The sequence below is a fragment of the Bacillus sp. FDAARGOS_1420 genome (assembly GCF_019344915.1).
Taxonomy (GTDB): domain Bacteria; phylum Bacillota; class Bacilli; order Bacillales; family Bacillaceae_G; genus Bacillus_A; species Bacillus_A mycoides.
In genome coordinates this window covers 57,027-78,413 of sequence record NZ_JAHWJB010000001.1, presented here as the reverse complement: position 1 = coordinate 78,413, position 21,387 = coordinate 57,027, and the positions used below count along the sequence as shown (strand labels likewise).

18 protein-coding genes are annotated in these 21,387 nt (G+C 35.1%); 12 read left to right on the top strand and 6 right to left on the bottom strand.

Features of this window, described 5'->3' with window-relative positions; all coding sequences use genetic code 11:
* Positions 1 to 2: 2 nt before the first annotated feature.
* Positions 3 to 1,658 (bottom strand): Na/Pi cotransporter family protein, encoded by a 1,656-nt coding sequence (locus I6L50_RS00495; RefSeq protein WP_016093278.1) that lies wholly within the window; start codon positions 1,656 to 1,658, stop codon positions 3 to 5.
* 454 nt (positions 1,659 to 2,112) lie between these two features.
* Positions 2,113 to 3,315, bottom strand: coding sequence for an MFS transporter (locus I6L50_RS00490; protein WP_002029919.1), 1,203 nt, complete (start codon positions 3,313 to 3,315; stop codon positions 2,113 to 2,115).
* A 472-nt stretch (positions 3,316 to 3,787) separates the two neighbouring features.
* On the opposite strand from I6L50_RS00490, the gene I6L50_RS00485 reads away from it, so the two are divergent.
* The 8 genes from I6L50_RS00485 to I6L50_RS00450 all read left to right on the top strand — a co-directional run bounded on the left by I6L50_RS00485 (position 3,788) and on the right by I6L50_RS00450 (position 11,382).
* Positions 3,788 to 4,876 (top strand): DUF871 domain-containing protein, encoded by a 1,089-nt coding sequence (locus I6L50_RS00485; RefSeq protein WP_113936741.1) that lies wholly within the window; start codon positions 3,788 to 3,790, stop codon positions 4,874 to 4,876.
* Positions 4,877 to 4,954: 78 nt separating this feature from the next.
* The gene (locus I6L50_RS00480) at positions 4,955 to 6,895 is read left to right on the top strand and encodes a BglG family transcription antiterminator (RefSeq protein ID WP_219299951.1); all 1,941 of its coding nucleotides are present in this window, start codon (positions 4,955 to 4,957) and stop codon (positions 6,893 to 6,895) included.
* Between the two features lie 110 nt (positions 6,896 to 7,005).
* A complete protein-coding gene (locus I6L50_RS00475; RefSeq protein WP_002087442.1) occupies positions 7,006 to 7,326 on the top strand; it encodes a PTS lactose/cellobiose transporter subunit IIA in 321 nt (106 codons plus the stop codon).
* 1 nt (position 7,327) lies between these two features.
* Positions 7,328 to 7,633, top strand: a complete 306-nt coding sequence (locus I6L50_RS00470; protein ID WP_002087440.1) for a PTS sugar transporter subunit IIB — start codon at positions 7,328 to 7,330, stop codon at positions 7,631 to 7,633.
* A 77-nt stretch (positions 7,634 to 7,710) separates the two neighbouring features.
* Positions 7,711 to 9,021, top strand: a complete 1,311-nt coding sequence (locus tag I6L50_RS00465; protein ID WP_001013048.1) for a PTS sugar transporter subunit IIC — start codon at positions 7,711 to 7,713, stop codon at positions 9,019 to 9,021.
* Positions 8,997 to 9,275, top strand: coding sequence for a hypothetical protein (locus tag I6L50_RS00460; protein ID WP_002087437.1), 279 nt, complete (start codon positions 8,997 to 8,999; stop codon positions 9,273 to 9,275). Before I6L50_RS00465 ends, I6L50_RS00460 begins: the two co-directional genes overlap by 25 nt.
* The gene (locus I6L50_RS00455) at positions 9,265 to 10,350 is read left to right on the top strand and encodes a DUF871 domain-containing protein (RefSeq protein ID WP_219299949.1); all 1,086 of its coding nucleotides are present in this window, start codon (positions 9,265 to 9,267) and stop codon (positions 10,348 to 10,350) included. The genes I6L50_RS00460 and I6L50_RS00455 overlap by 11 nt, the downstream gene beginning before the upstream one ends.
* Positions 10,351 to 10,458: 108 nt before the next feature.
* Positions 10,459 to 11,382, top strand: coding sequence for a HEAT repeat domain-containing protein (locus I6L50_RS00450; RefSeq protein ID WP_219299947.1), 924 nt, complete (start codon positions 10,459 to 10,461; stop codon positions 11,380 to 11,382).
* A 53-nt stretch (positions 11,383 to 11,435) separates the two neighbouring features.
* Here I6L50_RS00450 and entC read toward each other — a convergent pair whose 3' ends face one another.
* The 4 genes from entC to I6L50_RS00430 all read right to left on the bottom strand — a co-directional run bounded on the left by entC (position 11,436) and on the right by I6L50_RS00430 (position 16,395).
* Complete coding sequence (gene entC / locus I6L50_RS00445) at positions 11,436 to 12,839, bottom strand: cell wall-binding protein EntC (protein WP_219299945.1); 1,404 nt, start codon at positions 12,837 to 12,839, stop codon at positions 11,436 to 11,438.
* 603 nt (positions 12,840 to 13,442) lie between these two features.
* Entirely contained in the window at positions 13,443 to 14,594 is a 1,152-nt protein-coding gene (locus tag I6L50_RS00440) for an ABC transporter permease (RefSeq protein ID WP_444992544.1), read from the bottom strand.
* A gap of 26 nt (positions 14,595 to 14,620) precedes the next feature.
* Positions 14,621 to 15,295: an ABC transporter ATP-binding protein gene (locus I6L50_RS00435; protein WP_016101751.1), complete on the bottom strand. Its 675-nt coding sequence runs from the start codon at positions 15,293 to 15,295 to the stop codon at positions 14,621 to 14,623.
* A complete protein-coding gene (locus tag I6L50_RS00430; RefSeq protein ID WP_088038535.1) occupies positions 15,292 to 16,395 on the bottom strand; it encodes an efflux RND transporter periplasmic adaptor subunit in 1,104 nt (367 codons plus the stop codon). The genes I6L50_RS00435 and I6L50_RS00430 overlap by 4 nt, the downstream gene beginning before the upstream one ends.
* Positions 16,396 to 16,607: 212 nt before the next feature.
* Here I6L50_RS00430 and I6L50_RS00425 point away from each other — a divergent pair, with 212 nt between their 5' ends.
* The 4 genes from I6L50_RS00425 to I6L50_RS00410 all read left to right on the top strand — a co-directional run bounded on the left by I6L50_RS00425 (position 16,608) and on the right by I6L50_RS00410 (position 21,367).
* Positions 16,608 to 17,342, top strand: a complete 735-nt coding sequence (locus I6L50_RS00425; protein WP_219299941.1) for a YwaF family protein — start codon at positions 16,608 to 16,610, stop codon at positions 17,340 to 17,342.
* 90 nt (positions 17,343 to 17,432) lie between these two features.
* On the top strand, positions 17,433 to 18,299 hold the full coding sequence (locus I6L50_RS00420; protein WP_219299939.1) for an ABC transporter permease subunit: 867 nt from the start codon (positions 17,433 to 17,435) through the stop codon (positions 18,297 to 18,299).
* 1 nt (position 18,300) lies between these two features.
* Positions 18,301 to 19,305, top strand: coding sequence for an ABC transporter permease (locus tag I6L50_RS00415; protein WP_219299937.1), 1,005 nt, complete (start codon positions 18,301 to 18,303; stop codon positions 19,303 to 19,305).
* A 139-nt stretch (positions 19,306 to 19,444) separates the two neighbouring features.
* Positions 19,445 to 21,367: an FtsX-like permease family protein gene (locus I6L50_RS00410; protein ID WP_219299935.1), complete on the top strand. Its 1,923-nt coding sequence runs from the start codon at positions 19,445 to 19,447 to the stop codon at positions 21,365 to 21,367.
* Positions 21,368 to 21,387 lie beyond the last annotated feature (20 nt).

Here is a 21,387-nt window from a genome sequence, read left to right as displayed (position 1 = left end):
TATTATAATGATTGTTTTAAATTTACTTTTCCTTGTTCACCTAAAACACCATCAGCGATATTTACAGCGTGATCACCGATACGCTCTAAGTTACTTACCATATCAACGTAGATGATGCTTGCATCACCTGAACAGCTACGTTCGTTCAGACGTAACACATGGCGTTTACGTAAAACACGTTCCATTTGGTCAATTTTACGTTCTTTTGCAATAACAGTTTGAGCTAGTTCAGTGTCAAAGTTTGTTAAAGCATTGATTGCATCTTGTAATGTTGAAATTGTTAATTCAAGCATTTCATTTAATTCAGCTAGTGCTTCATCTGATAGTGAAACGCGGTTTGAAATTTGGAAATCTACAAGTTCTACCAGGTTTTCTACATGATCACCGACACGTTCAATATCTCCAACAACACCTGCTAAAACTGAATGTTTCTCAGAGTCTGTTGGTGAAAGTGGTTTTTCTGATAGTAAAACTAAATACTCAATAATTTTTTTATCTAAATTATTAATAGCTCCTTCTAATTGAGTAGCCATGTCAGCATGTTTTTTATCTTGTGTATTTAAAAATTGGTTTGCTTCTTTTAATCCATGTAATGAAAACTCAGCCATACGAATGATTTCTTTTTGAGCTTCTGTTAAAGCGATAGCTGGAGATTGCTCAATAAAGATTGGATTTAAATGTTGCGGTTTGAAGTTAATAGATGCATCTTCACCACGAATAATTTTTGTTACAATCCAGGCTAATAATGCAATGAATGGGAACTGAATGATTGTATTCGTTACGTTAAATGTTCCATGTGCAAATGCAATTGTCATTTCTGGATTTAAATTTAATGACGTTTGGAAATATTGAATTAAACTTGTAAATGGTATTAATATAATCGTAAAGATAATGGTACCGATAATATTAAAGATAACGTGAACTAATGCTGCACGTCTTGCTGCAATTGAAGTACCGATTGCTGCTAATACGGCTGTAATCGTTGTACCGATGTTATCACCGAATAATACAGGAAGAGCAGCTTGTAAATCAATAGCACCCTGGCCGAATAGTTCTTGTAAAATACCGATTGTTGCGCTTGAGCTTTGTACAATTAAAGTGAACACTGTACCGACAATAATTCCTAAAATTGGATTATCACTCATGCTAACCATTAACTCTTGGAATGACTCTAAAGAACGAAGAGGTTTCATACCTGCGCTCATTAATTCTAAACCGAAGAATAACATACCAAAACCGAATACAACTTGACCTACAGAATGTACTTTTTTATTTTTAAAGAAGAATAGTAAAATCGCTCCAACTGCCATAATTGGGAGAGCGTATTCTCCGATTTTAATCCCGATAATAAATGCAGTAACTGTCGTACCGATGTTCGCACCCATAATAACACCAATTGCTTGTCTTAATGTCATAAATCCAGCACTTACAAGTCCGACTGTTAAAGCGGTTGTTCCTGAGCTTGATTGAATTAATACTGTAACTAACATACCTGCTAGTACGCCCATGAGAGGGTTTGTTGTAAAACGATCTAGAATATCGCGAAGACGATCTCCAGCTGCTTGTTGCAGTCCATCGCCCATGTATTTAATCCCGAATAAGAAAATACCTAATCCACCAATGAACTGGAAGATCATATCTTGAATATTGTATTCCACGCATTCCACTCCTTAAATTTCATGTACGATGTAATTATTAACTAAACCTTGAGGCACTGTAAACGGTTTATCAGTAAAATTTACACTAAATTTACAAAGGGATAAAAAGTTTACAAATCTTTAAAGAAACACCTGGATTTAATTGGTTTTTTAGATGATATATCTGATCGGTTTGTAAAGAAGTCACATTTATCACACTATTTGCGGATAGTAAAAATAGGAGAGGTAAACTATCCAAATTGGATGCGCTAAGTAAAGTGTCACCTTATTTATAATAATGGTTCTTTGTATATTTTTTGATTAAAGTTAGAAAAATATGTAGGGGAAATGGGGAGGTTTGAAATGAATATATTAAATGAAAAAAGCAGTGTGATTTTTTTAGGAATCCACTACTTTTTTCAATGTGTATACATGATTTTTTGGTCTAAGTACTTCGAAAAAGAACCAATTAGCATTACCCAACGGCTTTTTCTTTTGTTTTATCCCCCTGTTTTTGCTTCCGTAAGCTTGTGATGTAAATGAAAAGAAAAGCGATAAGTAATAGAGAGGAATATCGATATACAGTTGCATAGTTGGTAAAGTGTGCAATGAATCCAAAAATAATCGCTCCAGCACCAATTCCAAGATCAAATGCTGAGAAGAATGTTGCTGTTGCTACTCCTCTCCGGTGCGGTGCTACTCGGTCAATCATCCATGCTTGTAGTGCTGGTTGAATTGCTCCGAAACCACTTCCGTAGCACGCTGCGGCAATAATTAAGCTCGGAATTGTAGTTGTATATGACAGCAAGATAATACCTGTAAACGTAATAATAACTCCTGGAATGATGACGAATGTATGGCCTTTCGTATCATATAATCTTCCAGAAAACGGACGAGTTACAGCGATTGCAAGTGCGTTAAATAAAAAGAAGAGACTAATATCAGCAATCCCGACTTCTGTAGCAAATAATGTGATAAAGCTCCCAATTCCCCCGTACATTAATGTAATACATAATATTAATAGTGAAGGAAGTAAAGCTTTACGCTCAATAAATCCATCGAGAAAGGTACCAGATGTTTGCTGTGGTGGTTGCGGCGATTTTTTGATTTGAAGTAGTTTCGTTAATATTAATGAAACTATTGTGCATGAAAGTGCGCATAAAAAAAGAATCGTGAAGTTATATGCTTGCATAAGCCAAAGTCCGATAAGCGGACCGAGCGCCATGGCGATAGTTCCAGAAAGACCGAAGTATCCCATGCCTTCTCCGCGGCGAGCTTGCGGAATTAAATCTGAAACGACAGTTCCGTATGTAGTCGTTGTAATACCAAAACCAGCTCCGTGTAAAATTCGAACGGCAAGCAATAGAAAAACGGTTGAAGCGAAAAGATAACTGCCCATAGCGAGTAAACAAATAGCGGTACCAATCATTAAAATGATTTTTTTGTTGAATTTCTGCAAGGCATTTCCAGTTAGCGGCCTAATAAAAAGTGCTGCAACGGTAAACATGCCGACAACGAATCCGATATTTGAACTTGTGCCCCCAATTTCTTTCACATAAACAGGTAAAGTTGGAATTAACATTTGAAATCCTAAAAACATACATAAGTTTGCTAGAATTAGCGCAATAAACTCTTTTGTCCATAACGGTTCTCGTTTTACGAGTACTGCCTCTCCCATATATTCATCCCCTATATAAATTTTTTCCTGCTATTTGTGGGCAGTAAAACTCCCACCTCAAAATCCGGCTGGAGCAAAGAAGTTAGGCGGGAGCCCTGCTGCCCGTAAACGCCCGATTGGTGAAGGCTAATAATCAGTGGGGGATGAACAAAACCCCCACTGATTAAAGTTTCACTTTATCTCTGTTCTTTCGAGTATATGTATTGGTCAATGTAACAGTCAAGGAAGGTGTCTTGAAAGCGGATAACAATTTTAAGTTGGAAAACTGACAAATTTGTGTAAATGCTACACAACTATGAAAAAAAGATGTAAAGTATAGATGTATAGACTTGTAGTTGTTATGAATGATAGAAATTGTTTTTTCTTTAAAGAAAGCGGATTCAAATTGTAGTGGAAGAAAAGGGGATACATACTTTTTCGCTACATATATTTGAAAAGGTTTACAATATGATGAAGAAAGAGGCGTGTACATATGAGACGATTAGGTATTTCTATTTATCCAGAGCATTCGACAGTAGAGAAAGATAAAGAGTATGTAACATTAGCGAGTAAATACGGATTTACACGTGTATTCACATGTTTATTATCTGTAGATGGCGAGAAAGAGACAATTATAGAAGAGTTTAAAGAAACGATCTCTCATGCAAATGCATTAGGGTTCCAAGTATTAGTTGATATTAGTCCGTCTGTCTTTACACAATTAGGTATTTCATATAATGATTTATCGTTCTTCCATGAGTTAGGAGCGTACGGTATCCGTTTAGATGTTGGATTCTCTGGTTTAGAAGAATCGATTATGACTTACAATCCATACGGCTTAAAAATTGAAATTAATATGAGTAACGGTACGAAATATGTAGATAACATTATGAGCCATAGACCAAATCGTGAAAATTTAATTGGTTGCCATAATTTTTATCCACATCGTTATTCAGGATTATCATACGATCATTTCATTAAATGCTCGAAACAATTTAAAGATTACGGTATGAGAACGGCTGCTTTTATTTCATCATTTGATGCAACATACGGACCTTGGCCAGTAACAGAAGGGTTATGTACGTTAGAGCAGCATCGCGAATTACCGATGACAACACAGGCGAAGCATTTGTTTGCAACAGAATTAATTGATGATGTTATTATTGCGAATGCTTATGCTTCAGAAGAAGAATTACAAGCACTAGGTGCGTTAAATAAAGAGAAACAAACATTTGATATAGAACTATACGATACAACAACAGATTTAGAAAGAATTATCGTATTAGAAGAACCTCATTTTTATCGCGGGGATGTATCTGAATATATGATTCGTTCTACACAAAGTCGTGTGAAATATAAAAAGGAAGAGTTTAAACCGCATAATACGCGTGAAATTAAGCGTGGCGATCTTTTAATTGATAATGAGCAATATGGCCAATATAAAGGTGAATTGCAAATTGCTTTAAAAGATATGGTGAATACAGGAAAAACAAATGTAGTTGGCCGAATTATAGAGGAAGAAATCTTCTTATTAGATTATTTACAAGCTTGGGATAAGTTTGGATTTACGCTAAAGAAATAATGAACGCGGGATAAAAGGGAAAAAACTACTGATTTCAGTGGCTTTTTCCCTTTTATATAAAGAGCGAGAGGAAGAGCTATGACAAAAGTGCATCAGCGATTAATTTCCATTTTAGAGGAGTTTTTAGAAGAGAAATCGATGCTAAATCGAGCTTTTTTAGCGAGCCGTTTACACGTATCAACGAAGACGATTCAAAAGGATATAAAATTATTAAATGATATATTGGAAGAACACGGAGCGAAAATTGAATCACAAAGAGGGAATGGGTACGAACTAGAAATTATACAAACTAAGAAGTTTGAAGATTTTTGCGTAAATGTATTTCAAAAACAGACAGAAAAGATTCCAACTTCTTATGAAGAAAGAGTAGCTTATATTTTACACCGTATTTTAACGACAGATGGGTATGTGAAGCTTTCACAGCTAGCGGAAGAGATTTATGTGAGTAAATCTACTGTAAACTTAATTATGAAAGATGTTACAGATATTTGTAGTCGCTATGAGTTACAAATTGAAAAAAGACCATATTATGGTATACGTATTGTAGGAGAAGAATTTAATATTCGTTCTTGTTTATCACAATATGGTTTGCCGCGTTATGACCATACTCCGTTTCATGAGAACTATGAGCAGACGGACACATATTTATCGTTACCCCATATTTCTCTCATCCGCTCAGTTATATTAAAGTATATCGAGGGAGGAACGATATATTTATCAGATATAGAAATTGATAATTTATCAATTCATATTGCGATTGCTTTAAAGAGATGCAGGGATGATCATTACATTCAAGCACTGCATGTAGAGGAATCTGAACTTATAATAAAGAAAGAATATAAAATTGCGAAACAGATTTTAGGGAATTTAGGGGAAGAGCTAAAACTTCAATTTCCAGAAGAAGAAATTTTATATGTGACGATGCATTTATTAAGTACTGCTGTTACAGCAAGAGATCGCTATGAAAATGTGGAAGAGCTATTAGGGAAAGACGTATATGCATTCATGCAGCATATTCTTTTCAAAGTAGCGGAAGAACGGAATCTTACTTTTTATTATGATGAAGAATTATTATTTGGTTTTGGTGTTCATTTAAAAACGTTATTAAATCGTTTGAGATATAAGTTAAATACGAGAAATCCTCTTTTGGCAGAAGTGAAAAAAAATTATCCATATGCTTTTGAAATTGCAGTTCTCGTTGGAGATATAATTGGTGAATATACGGGTGAATCCATTCCAGAGAGTGAGATTGGTTATATTGCCATTCACTTCGGCGGAGCGATGAGTCGTTTGCAAGAAAAGAATCAAAAGAAAAGATGTTTATTAGTTTGTGCGACTGGTCAAGGGAGTGCACAGCTACTGAAATATAAAATTCTATCACAGTTTCGAGATAAATTAGAGATTGTAGGGATTACAGGCTATTATCAATTGAAGATAGAAGAACTTTATAAGGATAAAATAGATTGTATTATTAGTACGATTCATATACCGAGTGGTTTGCCTGTGCCAGTTATAAAGGTAAACTCAATATTTGATGATAAAGAGATTAAATCGATTGGTCAGCAGTTATTTACGCATGTAAATAGTAGTGTGCAGCAATATATTAAGGAAGATTTGATCTTCTTAAATCGTAGTGCTTCTACAAAAGAAGAGGTTATCCAGTTTTTATGTGAGAAAGCTGCTGAGAAAAACTATGTACCCGCAAACTTTTATGCTTCTGTTATGGAGAGAGAGAACACATCTCCTACAGCGGTTGGAAATTTAGTGGCAATTCCGCATCCGATGCAGTTATTAAGTGAGAAAACATTTTTGATGTTTTGTACACTCGATAAGGCGATTGACTGGGGAGATAAAAAAGTACAAGTTATTATTTTATTTAGTGTGAAGCGCAATAATAATGAAGATTTACAAAAGCTTTATGATTTTTTATATGATATTATGTCTAATCAAACTATAATAGAAAAATTGCATCAGGCTCAAGCTGTTGATGATTTTCAAGAAATCTTACTATCATTATGAAAAAGTATATTAAAACTTCCGTTACACAACGGAAGTTTTTTATGTTTAATTGTATGCGTTTTCATAATAAGATAAAAATATAGAAAAAACATAACTTGGGGGAATTTTAAATGACTGATATGCAAACTCCATTTGCGTTAATTTTACATGGTGGCAACGCGAGAAGCGCAGCGCTTGAAGCAATTGCTTTTGCAAGACAAGGAGATTTTGAGAATGCGAGTGAAAAGATGACACTTGCTAGTGAGGAAATATCATCCGCTCATCGTATTCAAACGGATTTAATTCAAGAAGAAGCAAGAGGAAATCATGCAGAAATAAGTTTATTATTAGTGCATGCACAAGATCATTTAATGAATGCCATTACAGTGAAAGAACTTGCTGAAGAATTTATTACTCTTCATAAACGAGTGGAAGAGAAAGTGACAGTATAAGATGTACATTTTATTATGTTGCGCGGCAGGTATGTCAACGAGTATGGTTGTAAGAAAAATGCAAGAAGAGGCAAAGAAACAAGGGAAGGATTATAAAATTAAAGCAGTTGATTCAGAACTTGTGAAACTGGAAATAAAAAATGCTGATGTTGTTTTAATTGGACCACAGGTGAAGTATTTGTTTCCAGCAGTAGAGTTTCTTGCGAAATCATACGATATACCAGTTGCAATTATAGAACAACGAGATTATGGCATGTGTGATGGTTTGAAAGTACTTAAGCAAGCTGAACAATTAGTTTTAGCGTAATTATATTTTTTTAAATATAAACATTATAATGTTATAACTTTTGAATTTCGCCACATTGAATATAGGGAGGGTTATCGATGAATGGTTTTATGAGTTTTATGGAACAGAAGATTATGCCGACAACGCAAAAGATTGCGGGGCAACGACATTTATTAGCAATTCGAAATGGAGTTATTTCTACATTACCGTTAACGATTGTCGGGTCATTTTTCGTTATCTTTTTAAACTTACCAATTGATGCATATATGGAGTGGATTGCACCGTTTCGCCATATTTTAGATATTCCATTCCGATTTACAGTAGGATTAATGGCATTATACGCAGCGTTTGGGGTAGGGGCTTCACTCGCGAACTTTTATCAGCTCAATCAATTAAGTGCAGGATTATTATCTGTACTCGCCTTTTTACTAGCATCAGTTGAACCAATTCAAATAACAAAAGCTGTACCAGGTGTTATTGATGCAGGTAGATATATTTCAGTAGGAACATTAAGTGCAACTTCTTTATTCGGAGCAATTGTTACAGCACTAATTGCAGTAGAAATTTATCACTTTATGATTAAGCATAATATTTCGATTAAATTACCAGATAGTGTACCACCAGCAGTTGCAAACTCGTTTGCAGCATTAATTCCAACTTTAGTAGTTATTCTTTTATTCTGGGGGATTCGTTACGGTTTAAAATTTGATGTAAACACAACAATCACATATTTAATCGCACCATTAAAATCAGTATTAGTAGGAAATAATTTATTCGGCGGTTTATTAACAGTATTCTTAATCGTGTTCTTCTGGTCGTTCGGTATACATGGCCCAGCGATTTTAGGACCAATCATTCGTCCGATGTGGGATTCAGCAATTCTTGAAAATATGGAAGTATTTACGGCTACAGGAAATGCGCATCAGTTACCAAACTTATTTACAGAGCAATTTATTCAATGGTTCGTATGGATCGGTGGATCAGGCTCAACGTTAGCTTTAGTTATTATGTTTATGTTCTCTAAATCTAAGTTCTTAAAAGAGTTAGGTAGATTATCATTCGTACCAGGATTATTCAATATTAACGAACCAATTATTTTCGGGGCACCAATTGTAATGAATCCAATCTTAATTATTCCGTTCGTTATTACACCGTTAGTTACAACGACGGTATCATATTTCGCAGTTGTTTCAGGTATGATTCCGCTCATGATGGCGAAGCTGCCATTTACGATGTTAGCGCCAATTGCAGCGATTATTAGTACGGACTGGACAATTATGGCCGGTGTACTTGTACTTGTTAACTTTGTTATCTCATTCGTTATTTACTATCCATTCTTCAAAATGTATGAGAAACAACAATTAGCAGGAGAGGAGAAAACAGAATGCTCGGAGCAATTATCATCTTAATTACATTCGTGGCGGGGCAGTGTATTGCACATTATTCAAAGTGGGTACAAAGTAAATCGCTATTAGTTTTACTACTTGTGTCGATATTATTTATTGGATGTTCAATGGGAGCTTATGTGGCATTTAGTTTAGAATCACCGTACTTTATCATCGTACCAACGATTTTATGTGCAACATGTTTATCTGCAAAATATAGATTTACGAGCATGGCATTAATACAACGTGTGAAGGAGATGCAAAAGCATGGAGCGTAAATTAGGAATTTCACTTTATCCAGAGCATTCAACGAAAGAACAAGATATGGCATACATTTCGGCAGCGGCACGCCACGGTTTTTCAAGAATATTCACATGTTTGCTGTCTGTTAATCGTCCAAAAGAGGAAATTGTAGCTGAATTTAAAGAAATTATTAATCATGCAAAAGATAACAATATGGAAGTTATTTTAGATGTAGCTCCGGCTGTATTCGATCAACTTGATATTAGTTATAGTGATCTATCATTCTTTGCAGAGTTAGGTGCAGATGGTATTCGTTTAGATGTAGGTTTTGACGGATTAACAGAAGCGAAAATGACGAATAATCCGTACGACTTAAAAATTGAGCTAAACGTAAGTAATGATATTGCATACTTAGAAAATATTCTTTCACATCAGGCGAATAAATCAGCTTTAATTGGTTGTCATAACTTCTATCCGCAAAAATTTACTGGTCTTCCGTATGATTATTTCATTCGCTGTAGTGAACGCTTTAAAAAGCAAGGTATTCGCACGGCAGCCTTTATTACGTCACATGCAGCTGAAATCGGTCCATGGGATATTAATGACGGATTATGTACGTTAGAACAACATCGTAACTTATCGATTGAAGTACAAGCGAAACATTTATGGGCAACAGGGCTTATTGATGATGTTATTATCGGAAATGCTTATGCAAGTGAAGAAGAGTTAGAGAGACTCGGAAACTTAAATCGTTACATGTTACAGCTGAAAGTACAATTTGTAGACGAAGCGACTGAAGTAGAGAAGAGAGCGACACTGCAAGAATTACACGTAAGACGCGGCGACATAACAGAATATATGGTACGTTCTACAGAAGTACGTAAAAAGTACAAAGACTATGATTTCCCAGTGCGCGAAAGTGTACGACAGGAAAGAGGGCAAGTTGTAATTGGTAATAACCTATTCGGAAAGTATAAAGGTGAACTACAAATTATTCTGAAAGAAATGCCGATAGATGAACGGAAAAATATTGTCGGTACAATTGCAGAAGAAGAGTTATTCTTACTAGATTATGTAGGAGCTTGGACACAGTTTACTTGTGTGGAATAGGGCAGGAGAGGAGAGGATGCTATGGCATCCTCTTTTTTCTGTTGAAATAGTAATCTATCGTATATAGAATGCAAAGAGATAGATTTAATTTGGACGGGAGAGAAGGAGATGGAAGAGTATATAGATGATTTATTAAGGAGGATGGCGGATGAAGAAACAGAGATTTGGCATCGTGCGTATGATGAAGCAAAAGAGCTAACTGACCTATTAGCTTTTCCTTATTTACAGCAGAAGATAATCAAAACCAAGAAGGTATCTATGAGGAAAAATATTTATTATTTAATGACGAAACTCGCTATAAATACGAAAGAAATCTGTATTGCTGATTACCTTATAGATCGTTTGGAATGTGAAGAAAGTCCGACTCTGTTAAGTGAAATGCTTAGTAATATTTATCAGTTACCAGAAGTAAGTAATACCAATAAAATTATTCCTTATATTTATCATAAAAACGATGGAGCTCGTTCTTGGGCTATTTCTTCCTTAAAGTTATATAAATCATTAGAAGCGGAAAGTGCTTTACTAAAGTTACTAGCTACTGAAGAAAATAAGGGTGAGATTACAAATATTTGTTATACTTTGCTTGAGATTGGAACAAATCAATCGATTCTTCCATTAACAAAGCTTTTATATAGGGATAGTGCTTATGTTCGTTCAACCGTTATTGAAGTGTTAGCAAAAATAGGGGGAGTGGACTTACAAATAGTTTATATTGAAGCTTTAAAGGATAGAAATATTATGGTGAAATACGAGGCCATTCGAGCTATTTATGCATATGGAGATGAGATGGCGATTAAGCCAATTTGTGAACGTGTGAATAAGATTGTTTCTAGAAGGCGTAAAAATGAAGTAGTACCTACCGATGAATCAGAGATTGTTATTGCTCTTCGTTTCTTACATAAGTTTGCTGATCATGAAGAAGTTTTAAAGACGTTTGATAAAGTATATAAAAAACGAGGGAACTTATTTATGTCAGAGCGAAAGTGGCTTCGGGATCATATTAGTTACTTTCAAGAGAAAGAAAGAATGTAAGAATCATAAAAAAAGAGTTAGCCTCAATAATGAGACTAACTCTTTTTTTATAATTAGTTTAAAATTTTCACTGTAACTGTTTGGCGTCCCCAGTTACTTGATGTACCTTTATCTGGCATTAAAACGTCAATTTTATTTCCTTTAATAGCTCCACCAGTATCACCAGCGATTGCTACTCCGTAACCTTCAACCCATACTTTTGAACCTAATGGAATTACACTTGGATCAACTGCAATTAGTTTCATGTTTGGATTAGCTGTTAAGTTATGGCCCATAGCTGATTTTACTTGATCTCCGGCTTTGTAACCATTTTCAAGTGGATCTGCTGTGTAAGCTGTTGCTACAACTCTTAATTCACGAGAAGAAGATGGTGCACTTGTTTCAGTTTCTTTCGCAACAGGTTGTTGTGTAGCTGGTTTTTGAGCTTTAGCCGCTTCACGAACTTTAGCTGCTTCACGAGCTTCAGCTGCCTCTTGAGCTTTAGCCGCCGCTTCACGAGCTTCAGCTGCTTCTTGAGCTTTAGCCGCTTCTTGAGCTTTAGCCGCTTCACGAGCTTTAGCTGCCTCTTGAGCCTTAGCTTCTGCTTGAGCTTCAGCTGCTTCTTGAGCTTTAGCTGCTTCACGAGCTTTAGCTGCTTCTTGAGCCTTAGCTTCTGCTTGAGCTTTAGCTGCTTCAGTTGCTTCTTGAGCTTTAGCTGCTTCACGAGCTTTAGCAGCTTCCCCGGCCTTAGCTTCTGCTTGAGCTTCAGCTGCTTCACGAGCTTTAGTTGCTTCTTGAGCCTTAGCTTTTGCTTGAGTTTCAGCTACTTCCCCGGCTTTAACTGCTTCACGAACTTTAGCTGTATCTTGAACGTTAGTTACTTTTTCAGCTTTAACTACTGGCTGAACTTTAACTGGTGCTTTTCCTGTTAAGTAAGGAATGTGTACATAAGCTGTTTGGCCGTTATATTCAAATTGGATCCAATCATTTTGTACTTGGTGTGTTGTTTCGATTACATCATCTTTTTTCAATTTACCAAGAATCGCTGAATCTGTATTCGCTCCAGCACGTACGTTTAATACGTTTGCTGTTACGTAGTAAGTATCTTTTGTGTAGTCAGCGCTTATGAAAGCCTCTTTACCACTATTTAATTTAACTTTTGACCAGCCGTTTTCTGTATGTAAAACGTTAACTTTATATCCATCTAATAACTTTCCGACAACTTGTGATTCAGTAGTTGGGTTTTCTCGTACATTTAGTACATCAGTCGTTACGATTGTTTCTGCTTTAGCAGATGTTGTGAAAATCCCAAGACCAAAAACCGCTGCTGTTGCTATACCCATAAATTTTTTCATAATAGCCTCCATTGCATTTGTTTTCGTTGACCTCATTATAGCAACCATTATTTTCTTATTTGCGGAAAACACAAAACTACAAAGCATTCGTAACGAGGCATTAATATTCTGTAATAATTCCATTAATATCTTGATAGCGTTTTCTAGGGGATTAGAACATAAGAATCATAAAATCAATACAATTTTAATTGCTAATAGATTAATAATGTATCAGTGATGTTACGTAAATGTTTCTGTAACGTTACAAAAAAGGGATATTTAACTATTTGAATCGTAATGTAGTTATGAAAATATAATCTTCTTGTGTGTGAAGTCGTATATATAGGGGGGATTTTAATGAAATAGAGATATAATTGTTACAAAGTAAATTGTAGTATGGAAAAAATTACGCCTTGAATTTGTGTTATTACATATTATTTTTGCAATAATAGGATTGCTTGATAGCTTTCGCGAGAAATGAAAGTTTAAATGATAAAAAGATATTCGTAACATGAAACATATATAATAGAAGAAACATGATTTAGAGGGACGATATCGTTATGAATTGGTTCACGAATTGCAGTAGAATTATCCCGCTATTTGTGGGCAGTAAAATCCCCACTGATTATAGTTTCACTTTATATAATAGAAGTTAGAGGTTCTTATTTTTGTCAAAACGTCGATGAAATTACATTTGCCTTCAACAAAATAAAAAACGTAGGAGTGTAAACTCCTACGTTTTTTTATTTACTCATATCGTAAACATTCAATTGGATCAAGTTTAGCAGCTTTGTTTGCTGGTAGTAAACCGAATGCAATACCGATTAGCATTGAGATACCTACTGAAAGAAGTCCAAGTTCTTTTGAGATAACGAGTGGCCATCCGGCAAAGATTGAGACGATCCAAGCGAAGAAAATACCAAGCATGAATCCGATGAAACCACCGAGTCCTGTTAAAATACAAGATTCAATTAAGAATTGTGTTAATACTTTACCGCGCGTTGCACCAAGTGCTTTACGAATACCGATCTCACGTGTACGTTCTGTTACAGATACAAGCATGATGTTCATTACACCGATACCACCAACAAGTAGGGAGATAGCGGCAATGCCACCGAATACCATTTTCATCATACCGATGGATTCGTCTAATTGCTTCGTAAATTCACCTAAGTCCTGTGCTTCGAATTTGTGCTCGAATTTAGGAGCTTTCATGTCGTTTAAAACAGAAACAGCTTGTTTTTCTACACTTTTACGTTCGGCCGGAGAGGTCATTGTTAATTTTACAGAGTCATACTCATTTACTCCTGAAATGACAGGCGCGTTTTCAAGAGATGTATAACCTTCAGGCATAGCCATTCCAAATTCGTTTTTCGTTTCGTATACACCGACTATTTTATACGGCTTTCCTTTTACATCTGTGTATAGATTTGATTCCCAACCACTAAATAATTTGTTGAAAGCTTCTTCATTTAATATAACAGCAGGAATTGCTTGGTTTAATTCGCTGTCGTTTAATTCACGACCGTGAACTAATTTTATTTTCGAATCTGTCATAAAGGCGCCTGTTCCACCTTTTAAATCAAGAGAGACATCTTTTGAACCAGAAGATGCTTTTACTTTCATACTTACATCTGGATAAACATCTTTAACGCCTGGTACAGTTTGAAGACGTTTTAGCATATCAGGTGTGATTTTGGCACTATCAGTTCCATAATCAGGGTTGTTGTAGTAAATCGTTACTTCAGTATCTTTTCCTTGGCCTAACTCTTTTTTAAACTTTGCATTTGTACCATCACCCATTGAAATGATAGTAATAATGGCGCTAATACCGATAATAATACCTAGCATTGTTAATATAGAACGCATTTTATGAGCAAAGATAGAGGAAAGGGCCATGCGTATATTTTCACTCGTGTTCAAAATTAACCTCTCCAATCTTGGACGATATTTCCGTCACGAATTACAATTTGACGTGCTGCCGCTTCCCCAATTTCACGATCGTGGGTAATCATAATGATTGTTGAGCCTTGTTTGTTTAATTCGTAAAAGAGATCCATAATTTGTGTACTTGTTTTCGTATCAAGTGCACCCGTCGGTTCATCTGCTAAGAGAAATTTCGGGTTATTTACGATTGCACGTGCGACTGCGACACGCTGCTTTTGTCCACCTGACAATTCATTTGGTAAGTGAGTAGCACGATCAGCTAAACTGACTTTTGTTAAAGCTGCTAATGAGCGCTCACGTCTTTCTTTTTTATCGACTCCAGCGTAAATAAGAGGTAGTTCTACATTTTGAAGTGCTGTAAGTCTCGGTAATAACATAAAGTTTTGGAATATGAATCCGATCTCTTTATTACGAACATGTGCAAGTTCTGTTTCAGACATGTCTGAAATGTTTTGACCAGCTAGTTCGTACGCACCTGTCGTTGGCTTATCTAAGCAACCGATAATGTTCATTAATGTTGATTTACCAGAACCAGATGGTCCCATAATAGAAGTGAATTCTCCTTGGTTTAGTGTTACATCAATTCCGTGTAATATTTGAACGGACTCTGCACCATTTTGGAAAGATTTCGTGATGCCTTTTAAGTTAATCATTGAGTGACAACCTCCATACCGTCTTTTAAGTCTTTTTCAGGTTTAGAGATAATTTCCTCTCCTTTTTTCACTCCAGAAACTTTTGCTTCGCTATCTGTCTCGAATTCAACAGTAACTGCTTGTTCTTTCGCTTTACCGTCTTTTACAACGAAGACAACATTTTTGTCACCTTTTTTCACAATGCTGCTTTTCGGAACAATCGTACCAGTTGCTTCGCCAGATTTACTCGTTACGTAAACATGGAAGCCGTTTTGTAATTCTTCACTATTATCTAATGTGACAGTGAATTGATAATTAGAAACAGTTTTGTTTTCGTCCATGCTCTTTAATGGTGTAGAACCGATTTCTGTTACTTTTCCTGTCCAAGTCTTACCAGCGACAGTTTTTGATGAAACAGTTACTTCTTGCCCAACTTTCATACTAGCAAGTTCATATTCAGAAAGTTGACCTTTTACTTTAAATTGACCAGCGTGACGAAGTGTAATGCCACTCATACCAGTTTTTTCATCAGCAGTTTTTACGATATCATCAATTACACCGTCGGCTGGACTCGTTACAGAAAGTGTGTTTACTTTCTCTTTTGCTACTTTAATCATTTCATCAGCTTTTTCTACTTCAAACTTCTTCATTTCAAGTTGTGATTCTAATTGCCCAACTTCAATTTCTGATGCTTTTAATGCTTCAGCGGGAAGGCCTGCATTTTTATCTTTTTGTAATTTTTGTTTCGCTGCATCAATTTGTTTTTGGAACAATGTTACTTCTTTTTGTGCGATTTTCTTTTGCATTTCTGCTTCTGTTACACCTTGTTTAGCAGTAGGGTCATTATATTTAAACAGAAGCTGACCTTTTTTCACTTCATCACCTTTTTTAACAGCTAATTCATACGTACCTTTTGTTGGATCGAATGAAATTGTTTCAATACCATTTGGAATAACTTCGCCGCCAAATTTTTGTGCATTTTCAATTTGTTTTTCCGTAATTTTATAACCGCTATATGCCATTGCTACTTCTGAACCACCGCCAGCAAATGCAAAATATGATCCAGCTGCAATTCCGATCGCTACTACACTAGTAATTAACACTTTATTTTTCTTCTTCATCTATTTATCACCTTTTCGTTCGTTTTAGTATCTACATTAAGTATAGAAGAGGTGAAGAATCTGACAAATCGTTTTAGCTTACAATAACCTTACAGTTTTGTAAGGTATCGATATGTAAATGTAATGTAGAGGTTGTACATGGTTTAAGCAGATGAATTGACTCGTTGTTTCTTTCTAACAATAATATTGTATGAAGGAGAGGAGGAAGGAAGATGGAAGCTTATTTTAGTGCGCATCCATTAAAACCATTTATTCCATACTCAAGGCAACACGTCCTTATATTATTTATTATGTTGGTGGGGATATTTTTTCTGTATCAATACCAAGATATATTACGGCAAAGTGAGTGGAATATAGCGGTTCGATATGCGATTGCATTTTTATTTATTGGGAGTGAAATTGGGCTCCATATGTGGGAATGGAAAGCGAGGATTTTTGAACTAGGCACTTCATTACCATTCGAGTTATGTACGATTAGTTTATTGTTAGCATCGATTATGATTGTAACGAAAAGTTATCGCATATATGAGATTGTATTTTTTACAGGAATTATCGGTGCATCACAAGCTATTTTAACGCCGAACGTGCAATATGCTTTTCCGCATTTTCGCTTTATAGAATTCTTCGTTGCACATGTATTACTCATTTGGGCACCACTCTTTATGACGTGGGTAGAAGGATATAGACCGACCTTGCAATCAATTAAGCGTACGATGATATTTTTAAACATAATAATTCAAATCGTTTCTTTTGTGAACTACAAAACAGGTGGCAATTATATGTTTTTAGCTCGTAAGCCAGAAACTGCTTCATTACTCGATATGTTAGGGCCACACCCTTACTATATTATTTCATTAGAAATAGCTGCACTTATTGGATGTTTTATTTTGTATATGCCGTTTGCGAAAAGAGAAGGGCATGCGCATAAAGAATCACTAGAATCATAACCTAGTGATTTTTTTATGTATAAATATTTACAATTCAGAAAATTAAGAATAAAATTAAAGGGGAAATTATATAGAGAGAGAAGGGAAAACGTGGTCAAAAAAGTTTTTCTGAATGGGATGGAAGTGACGGTTCAATTTATTATTTCGATTTTGGGTATTATTTTTTTAGGGGCACTGCCAAAATTATTTTATGGATTTGAGTTGCATGCATCAAAGTACATACAGAGTTTAAAAGAAGTGTTTGTGAACTTAATGGATATCTCCAATTTTCAATATGTGAGAGGTAAATTTTTATTTCCGCAGTTGTTCGTCCATTATAAAGAAACGATTGTGATTTTTTTGGCGGCTTTTTTCATTTCATTATTTGTAGCATTTTGTATTGTTTATGTCATTATGAATAGTTCACCGCGTATACAGCATCGCATTAAATCATTTCTCATCTTCCTAGAATCTATTCCAGACATTCTACTTATTTTAGCATCACAAATTTTGGTTATATGGTTTTTTAAAAGAACAGGCTTTTTACCTTTTCAAATTGCGTCAATTGGAGGCGAGTCGATTAGAGGATTGCCGATATTTTGTTTGAGTATACCGACTACGATTCTGTTTGTAAAAATGTTAGTGCTTCGTTTTGAAAATGAGCTAGAAAAAGATTATGTACTATTTGCTAAGGCGAAAGGGCTGAATCGTTTTCATATTTTAAATCGTCATGTTTTACGAAATGTGTTGCTTAGTACACTTTACTTTGCGAAAACGAATATCTTTTTTATGTTATCTAATTTATATATTATAGAATGGATTTTTAATACGGGTGGTATTTTTATGTTTTTGAAATCGTATGAGAGTATTAGGGTTGAGGTTTTCATCGTTAGTGTGCTGCTTATTTATATTCCGATTTTTATTTTGTTTAAATTGTTTCATTATCTCATTCCAGCTGCGATGAAGGAGAGACTATAATATGTGGACGTATATAAAACGCGATAAAAGATTTTGGATAAGCATTGGGTTTCTTCTCATATTAGTTCTTTTGAGCATCGGAAATACGATATGGAATGATGGACATATTAGACAAGTTACATTGCAATATGATGCGGATGAAAATCCACAAGTGCCACCGTTTTCACCTTCATTACAATTTTTACTTGGGACAGACCGGAAAGGATACGACCTGTTACATTTAGTCATTGAAGGTGCGAAGTGGACGATTGGTATATCTATTTTAATTGCGGCACTTAGAATGGTGATAGGTGTGTTTTTTGGTGTTGTACTTGGAACATATGTAAAAAGAGGGTTTTCAAAAATCGAGGCTTTTTTTGATAGTTTTACAGTTATTCCAACAGTTATGATTGCGTATTTTTTTCTTCACCTTGCAAATGCATTTGGGAGTGGGGAGGAAACAACAACCTTTTTTGAAAGAGCTTCGTTTCAAGTTTTATTACTTGTAATGCTTGTGATGCCAGTTATTGCACTGTATGTTGCGAAGGAAGTACGTAAATTGAGAACCGAAGAATTTATTGAAGCTGCGTGCATATTAGGTGGATCGAGAAGGCACATTGTTATAAAGCATATTTTCCCGCATCTCTATATGACGTTTATACTCGTATTTCTTCAGCAGTTTACGCAAACTCTTACTATTTTACTGCACTTAGGATTACTGGAAATATTCTTTGGCGGAACAGTTCAGTTTTTAGGACCGATAGAAGAAATAGAATCTTACACGCATGAATGGTCAGGTTTAATTGGAGTCTATTTTAGATCATTAACAGTGAATCCGTGGATTCCGCTCGTTCCCATCACATTTTTTGGACTTACTATTTTTTCAGGAAATATGATTGTAAAAAGTATAGAAGAGGCGATGATGAAAGTAAGGTTAGGAGGAGAGATAAAGAAGGACGTTGCAGAAGAGGAACAATCTGCTGTGCAGTCAAAAGAAGAGTTATTTACTTTTAAACATACGATGTGAAGAACCTAGGAAACTAGGTTCTTTTATTTTGTTATATTACAATATCGTAAGAGAGATGTAATGAAAATCGATAGGGGAGAAATACAATTTTGTGTACACTTCATGTATAGAGAAATGTGAGAGCAGGTGAAGGTGTACGATGGATTTTTTAGAAGTATCAAAACGTAGTATAAAACGAAATATGAAAGATTATTTTCTATACTTTATTTCATTAGTAGGCAGCATTATTATTTATTTTACATTCGTATCGATTAAACGAAATGAAAGTGTAGTAGCTCTTTTAAAAGAGTCGGATAAAGTGGAAACGACATTTACGTTTGCACAAATATTGTTGATTATCTTTTTAACGATATTTGTTTTTTATTGTAATAGCTTCTTTTTGAGAAAGAAGAAAAAAGAAATTGCGCTATATAGTTTATTAGGTATCCGTAAAGAAGAAATTGCGAAGTTACTCTTTTATGAAACGTTATTAGTTGGTGCTGCGGCAAGTGTATTAGGTATTATTTCTGGTTTATTTATAGCGAATATATGTGCAGGGCTTCTTGTGAAGTTAATGGGAAGTGCGTTTACGTTCACATTTACGATTTCATTTTTATCTATAGTAGAAGTTCTTATAACGATAGGTGCGATTTTCTTTATTGCATCATGGAAAAGTAAAAAGTTAATTTATGAGCATCGTTTAGTTGAATTACTATATGGTGAAAATCAGAAAGAAGAGGCACCTACGTATTCAAGTAAGAAGGCAAAACGAGCGATTGTTTTATTAATGACAGGTTATATAATTGCGTTACTCACACAAGTTTTTGGGTTTGGAGCAATTTTTATTACAGGTCTACTTATTTTTGGGTGTATTGTAAAAGGTACGTTTTTACTATTTGAGCAATATACAGTGAAATCACTCCATAAAATAAAGGGAGATAAAACGAAATATTGGAATGGAACGAACATTTTATCCATTTCTTCATTGTTCTTTAGAATAAAAGGGAACGTAAAGATGCTTGCGCTATTATCTTTATTAAGTGCAGTGACGCTATGTACGATTGGAATTAGTTCTAGTATGTATTATGGAGCGCAGAAGACAGCGGCATTAATGAATCCAGTTAGTTATGAGTATGTAACAACTGGAAAAGGATTAGATAAGAAAGTTAGAGAAGAAATTCAAAAGCATGAGTTAGCAATCAAACATGAAACGTCTGTAGCTATGCTCTCTATGCAAGGGAAGATAGATGGAGAACAAATATTAACTGGGTATTTAATAGGTAATGGTAATGTACAAGTTATAAAAGAGTCGGATTTTAATAAATCAGCTTCTATGTTAGGTAATAAAAAAGCTGTGCTTCATTCGGAAAAGGAAGCAATTTTATTAGATCCGTATAAATCATATAACATTGAAAAGAATTCGCTTGAAGGAAACAACGTGTCTTTTGAAGGGATGAAGAATGGTATAACAATTGTTGATCATCGTGAGGAAACAATTGTTAGTGCGAAACTGGCACCGGTTGGACTTGTTGTTCAAGACTCGTTATTTAATAAGTTGCAGCAAGGAAATGCTGTTTCAAAGGTAAGTGGATTTATCGTTGAAGGAAACGGTAGTAGAGAGCTAACGAAAAGTTTAGGGACTATCCTTTCAAAGGAAGCGAGATTACAATCATTTGAGCAGGCGAGCCAATCTGAATTGCAAGATGGTGCAGTGTTGTTATTTGCAAGTGTATTTTTAGGGATTGTTTTTATTCTTGCTACTGGCTGTATTTTATACTTTAAACAAATAACAGAAGCGATGGCAGAGCGACCAGCATACGGAATGTTAAAGAAAATCGGACTAACGAAAAGAGAAGTAACAGAGTCTGTAAGAAAACAAGTAGGAGCGATTTTCGTAGTACCATTACTGCTTGCGATTTGTCATACGTTCTTTGCATTTTTAAGTTTGATGGGCTTTACAGGAATGTTTGAATATAGTCTTCCTATACTAGGTAGTATAGGAGTGTATATCATAATTTACTTAGGCTACTATATGTTAACTGTTCGCTCATATACAAATACTGTATTCAGCGATAGAAAATAAAAAGAAGAAAGCATGAAATA

Coding starts and splice junctions, on each gene's coding strand:
- I6L50_RS00490 (WP_002029919.1), bottom strand. CDS start 3,315: ATGGGAGAGGCAGTACTCGTAAAACGAGAACCGTTATGGACAAAAGAG.
- I6L50_RS00485 (WP_113936741.1), top strand. CDS start 3,788: ATGAGACGATTAGGTATTTCTATTTATCCAGAGCATTCGACAGTAGAG.
- I6L50_RS00480 (WP_219299951.1), top strand. CDS start 4,955: ATGACAAAAGTGCATCAGCGATTAATTTCCATTTTAGAGGAGTTTTTA.
- I6L50_RS00475 (WP_002087442.1), top strand. CDS start 7,006: ATGACTGATATGCAAACTCCATTTGCGTTAATTTTACATGGTGGCAAC.
- I6L50_RS00470 (WP_002087440.1), top strand. CDS start 7,328: ATGTACATTTTATTATGTTGCGCGGCAGGTATGTCAACGAGTATGGTT.
- I6L50_RS00465 (WP_001013048.1), top strand. CDS start 7,711: ATGAATGGTTTTATGAGTTTTATGGAACAGAAGATTATGCCGACAACG.
- I6L50_RS00460 (WP_002087437.1), top strand. CDS start 8,997: ATGCTCGGAGCAATTATCATCTTAATTACATTCGTGGCGGGGCAGTGT.
- I6L50_RS00455 (WP_219299949.1), top strand. CDS start 9,265: ATGGAGCGTAAATTAGGAATTTCACTTTATCCAGAGCATTCAACGAAA.
- I6L50_RS00450 (WP_219299947.1), top strand. CDS start 10,459: ATGGAAGAGTATATAGATGATTTATTAAGGAGGATGGCGGATGAAGAA.
- entC (WP_219299945.1), bottom strand. CDS start 12,839: ATGGAATTATTACAGAATATTAATGCCTCGTTACGAATGCTTTGTAGT.
- I6L50_RS00440 (WP_444992544.1), bottom strand. CDS start 14,594: ATGGCCCTTTCCTCTATCTTTGCTCATAAAATGCGTTCTATATTAACA.
- I6L50_RS00435 (WP_016101751.1), bottom strand. CDS start 15,295: ATGATTAACTTAAAAGGCATCACGAAATCTTTCCAAAATGGTGCAGAG.
- I6L50_RS00430 (WP_088038535.1), bottom strand. CDS start 16,395: ATGAAGAAGAAAAATAAAGTGTTAATTACTAGTGTAGTAGCGATCGGA.
- I6L50_RS00425 (WP_219299941.1), top strand. CDS start 16,608: ATGGAAGCTTATTTTAGTGCGCATCCATTAAAACCATTTATTCCATAC.
- I6L50_RS00415 (WP_219299937.1), top strand. CDS start 18,301: ATGTGGACGTATATAAAACGCGATAAAAGATTTTGGATAAGCATTGGG.
- I6L50_RS00410 (WP_219299935.1), top strand. CDS start 19,445: ATGGATTTTTTAGAAGTATCAAAACGTAGTATAAAACGAAATATGAAA.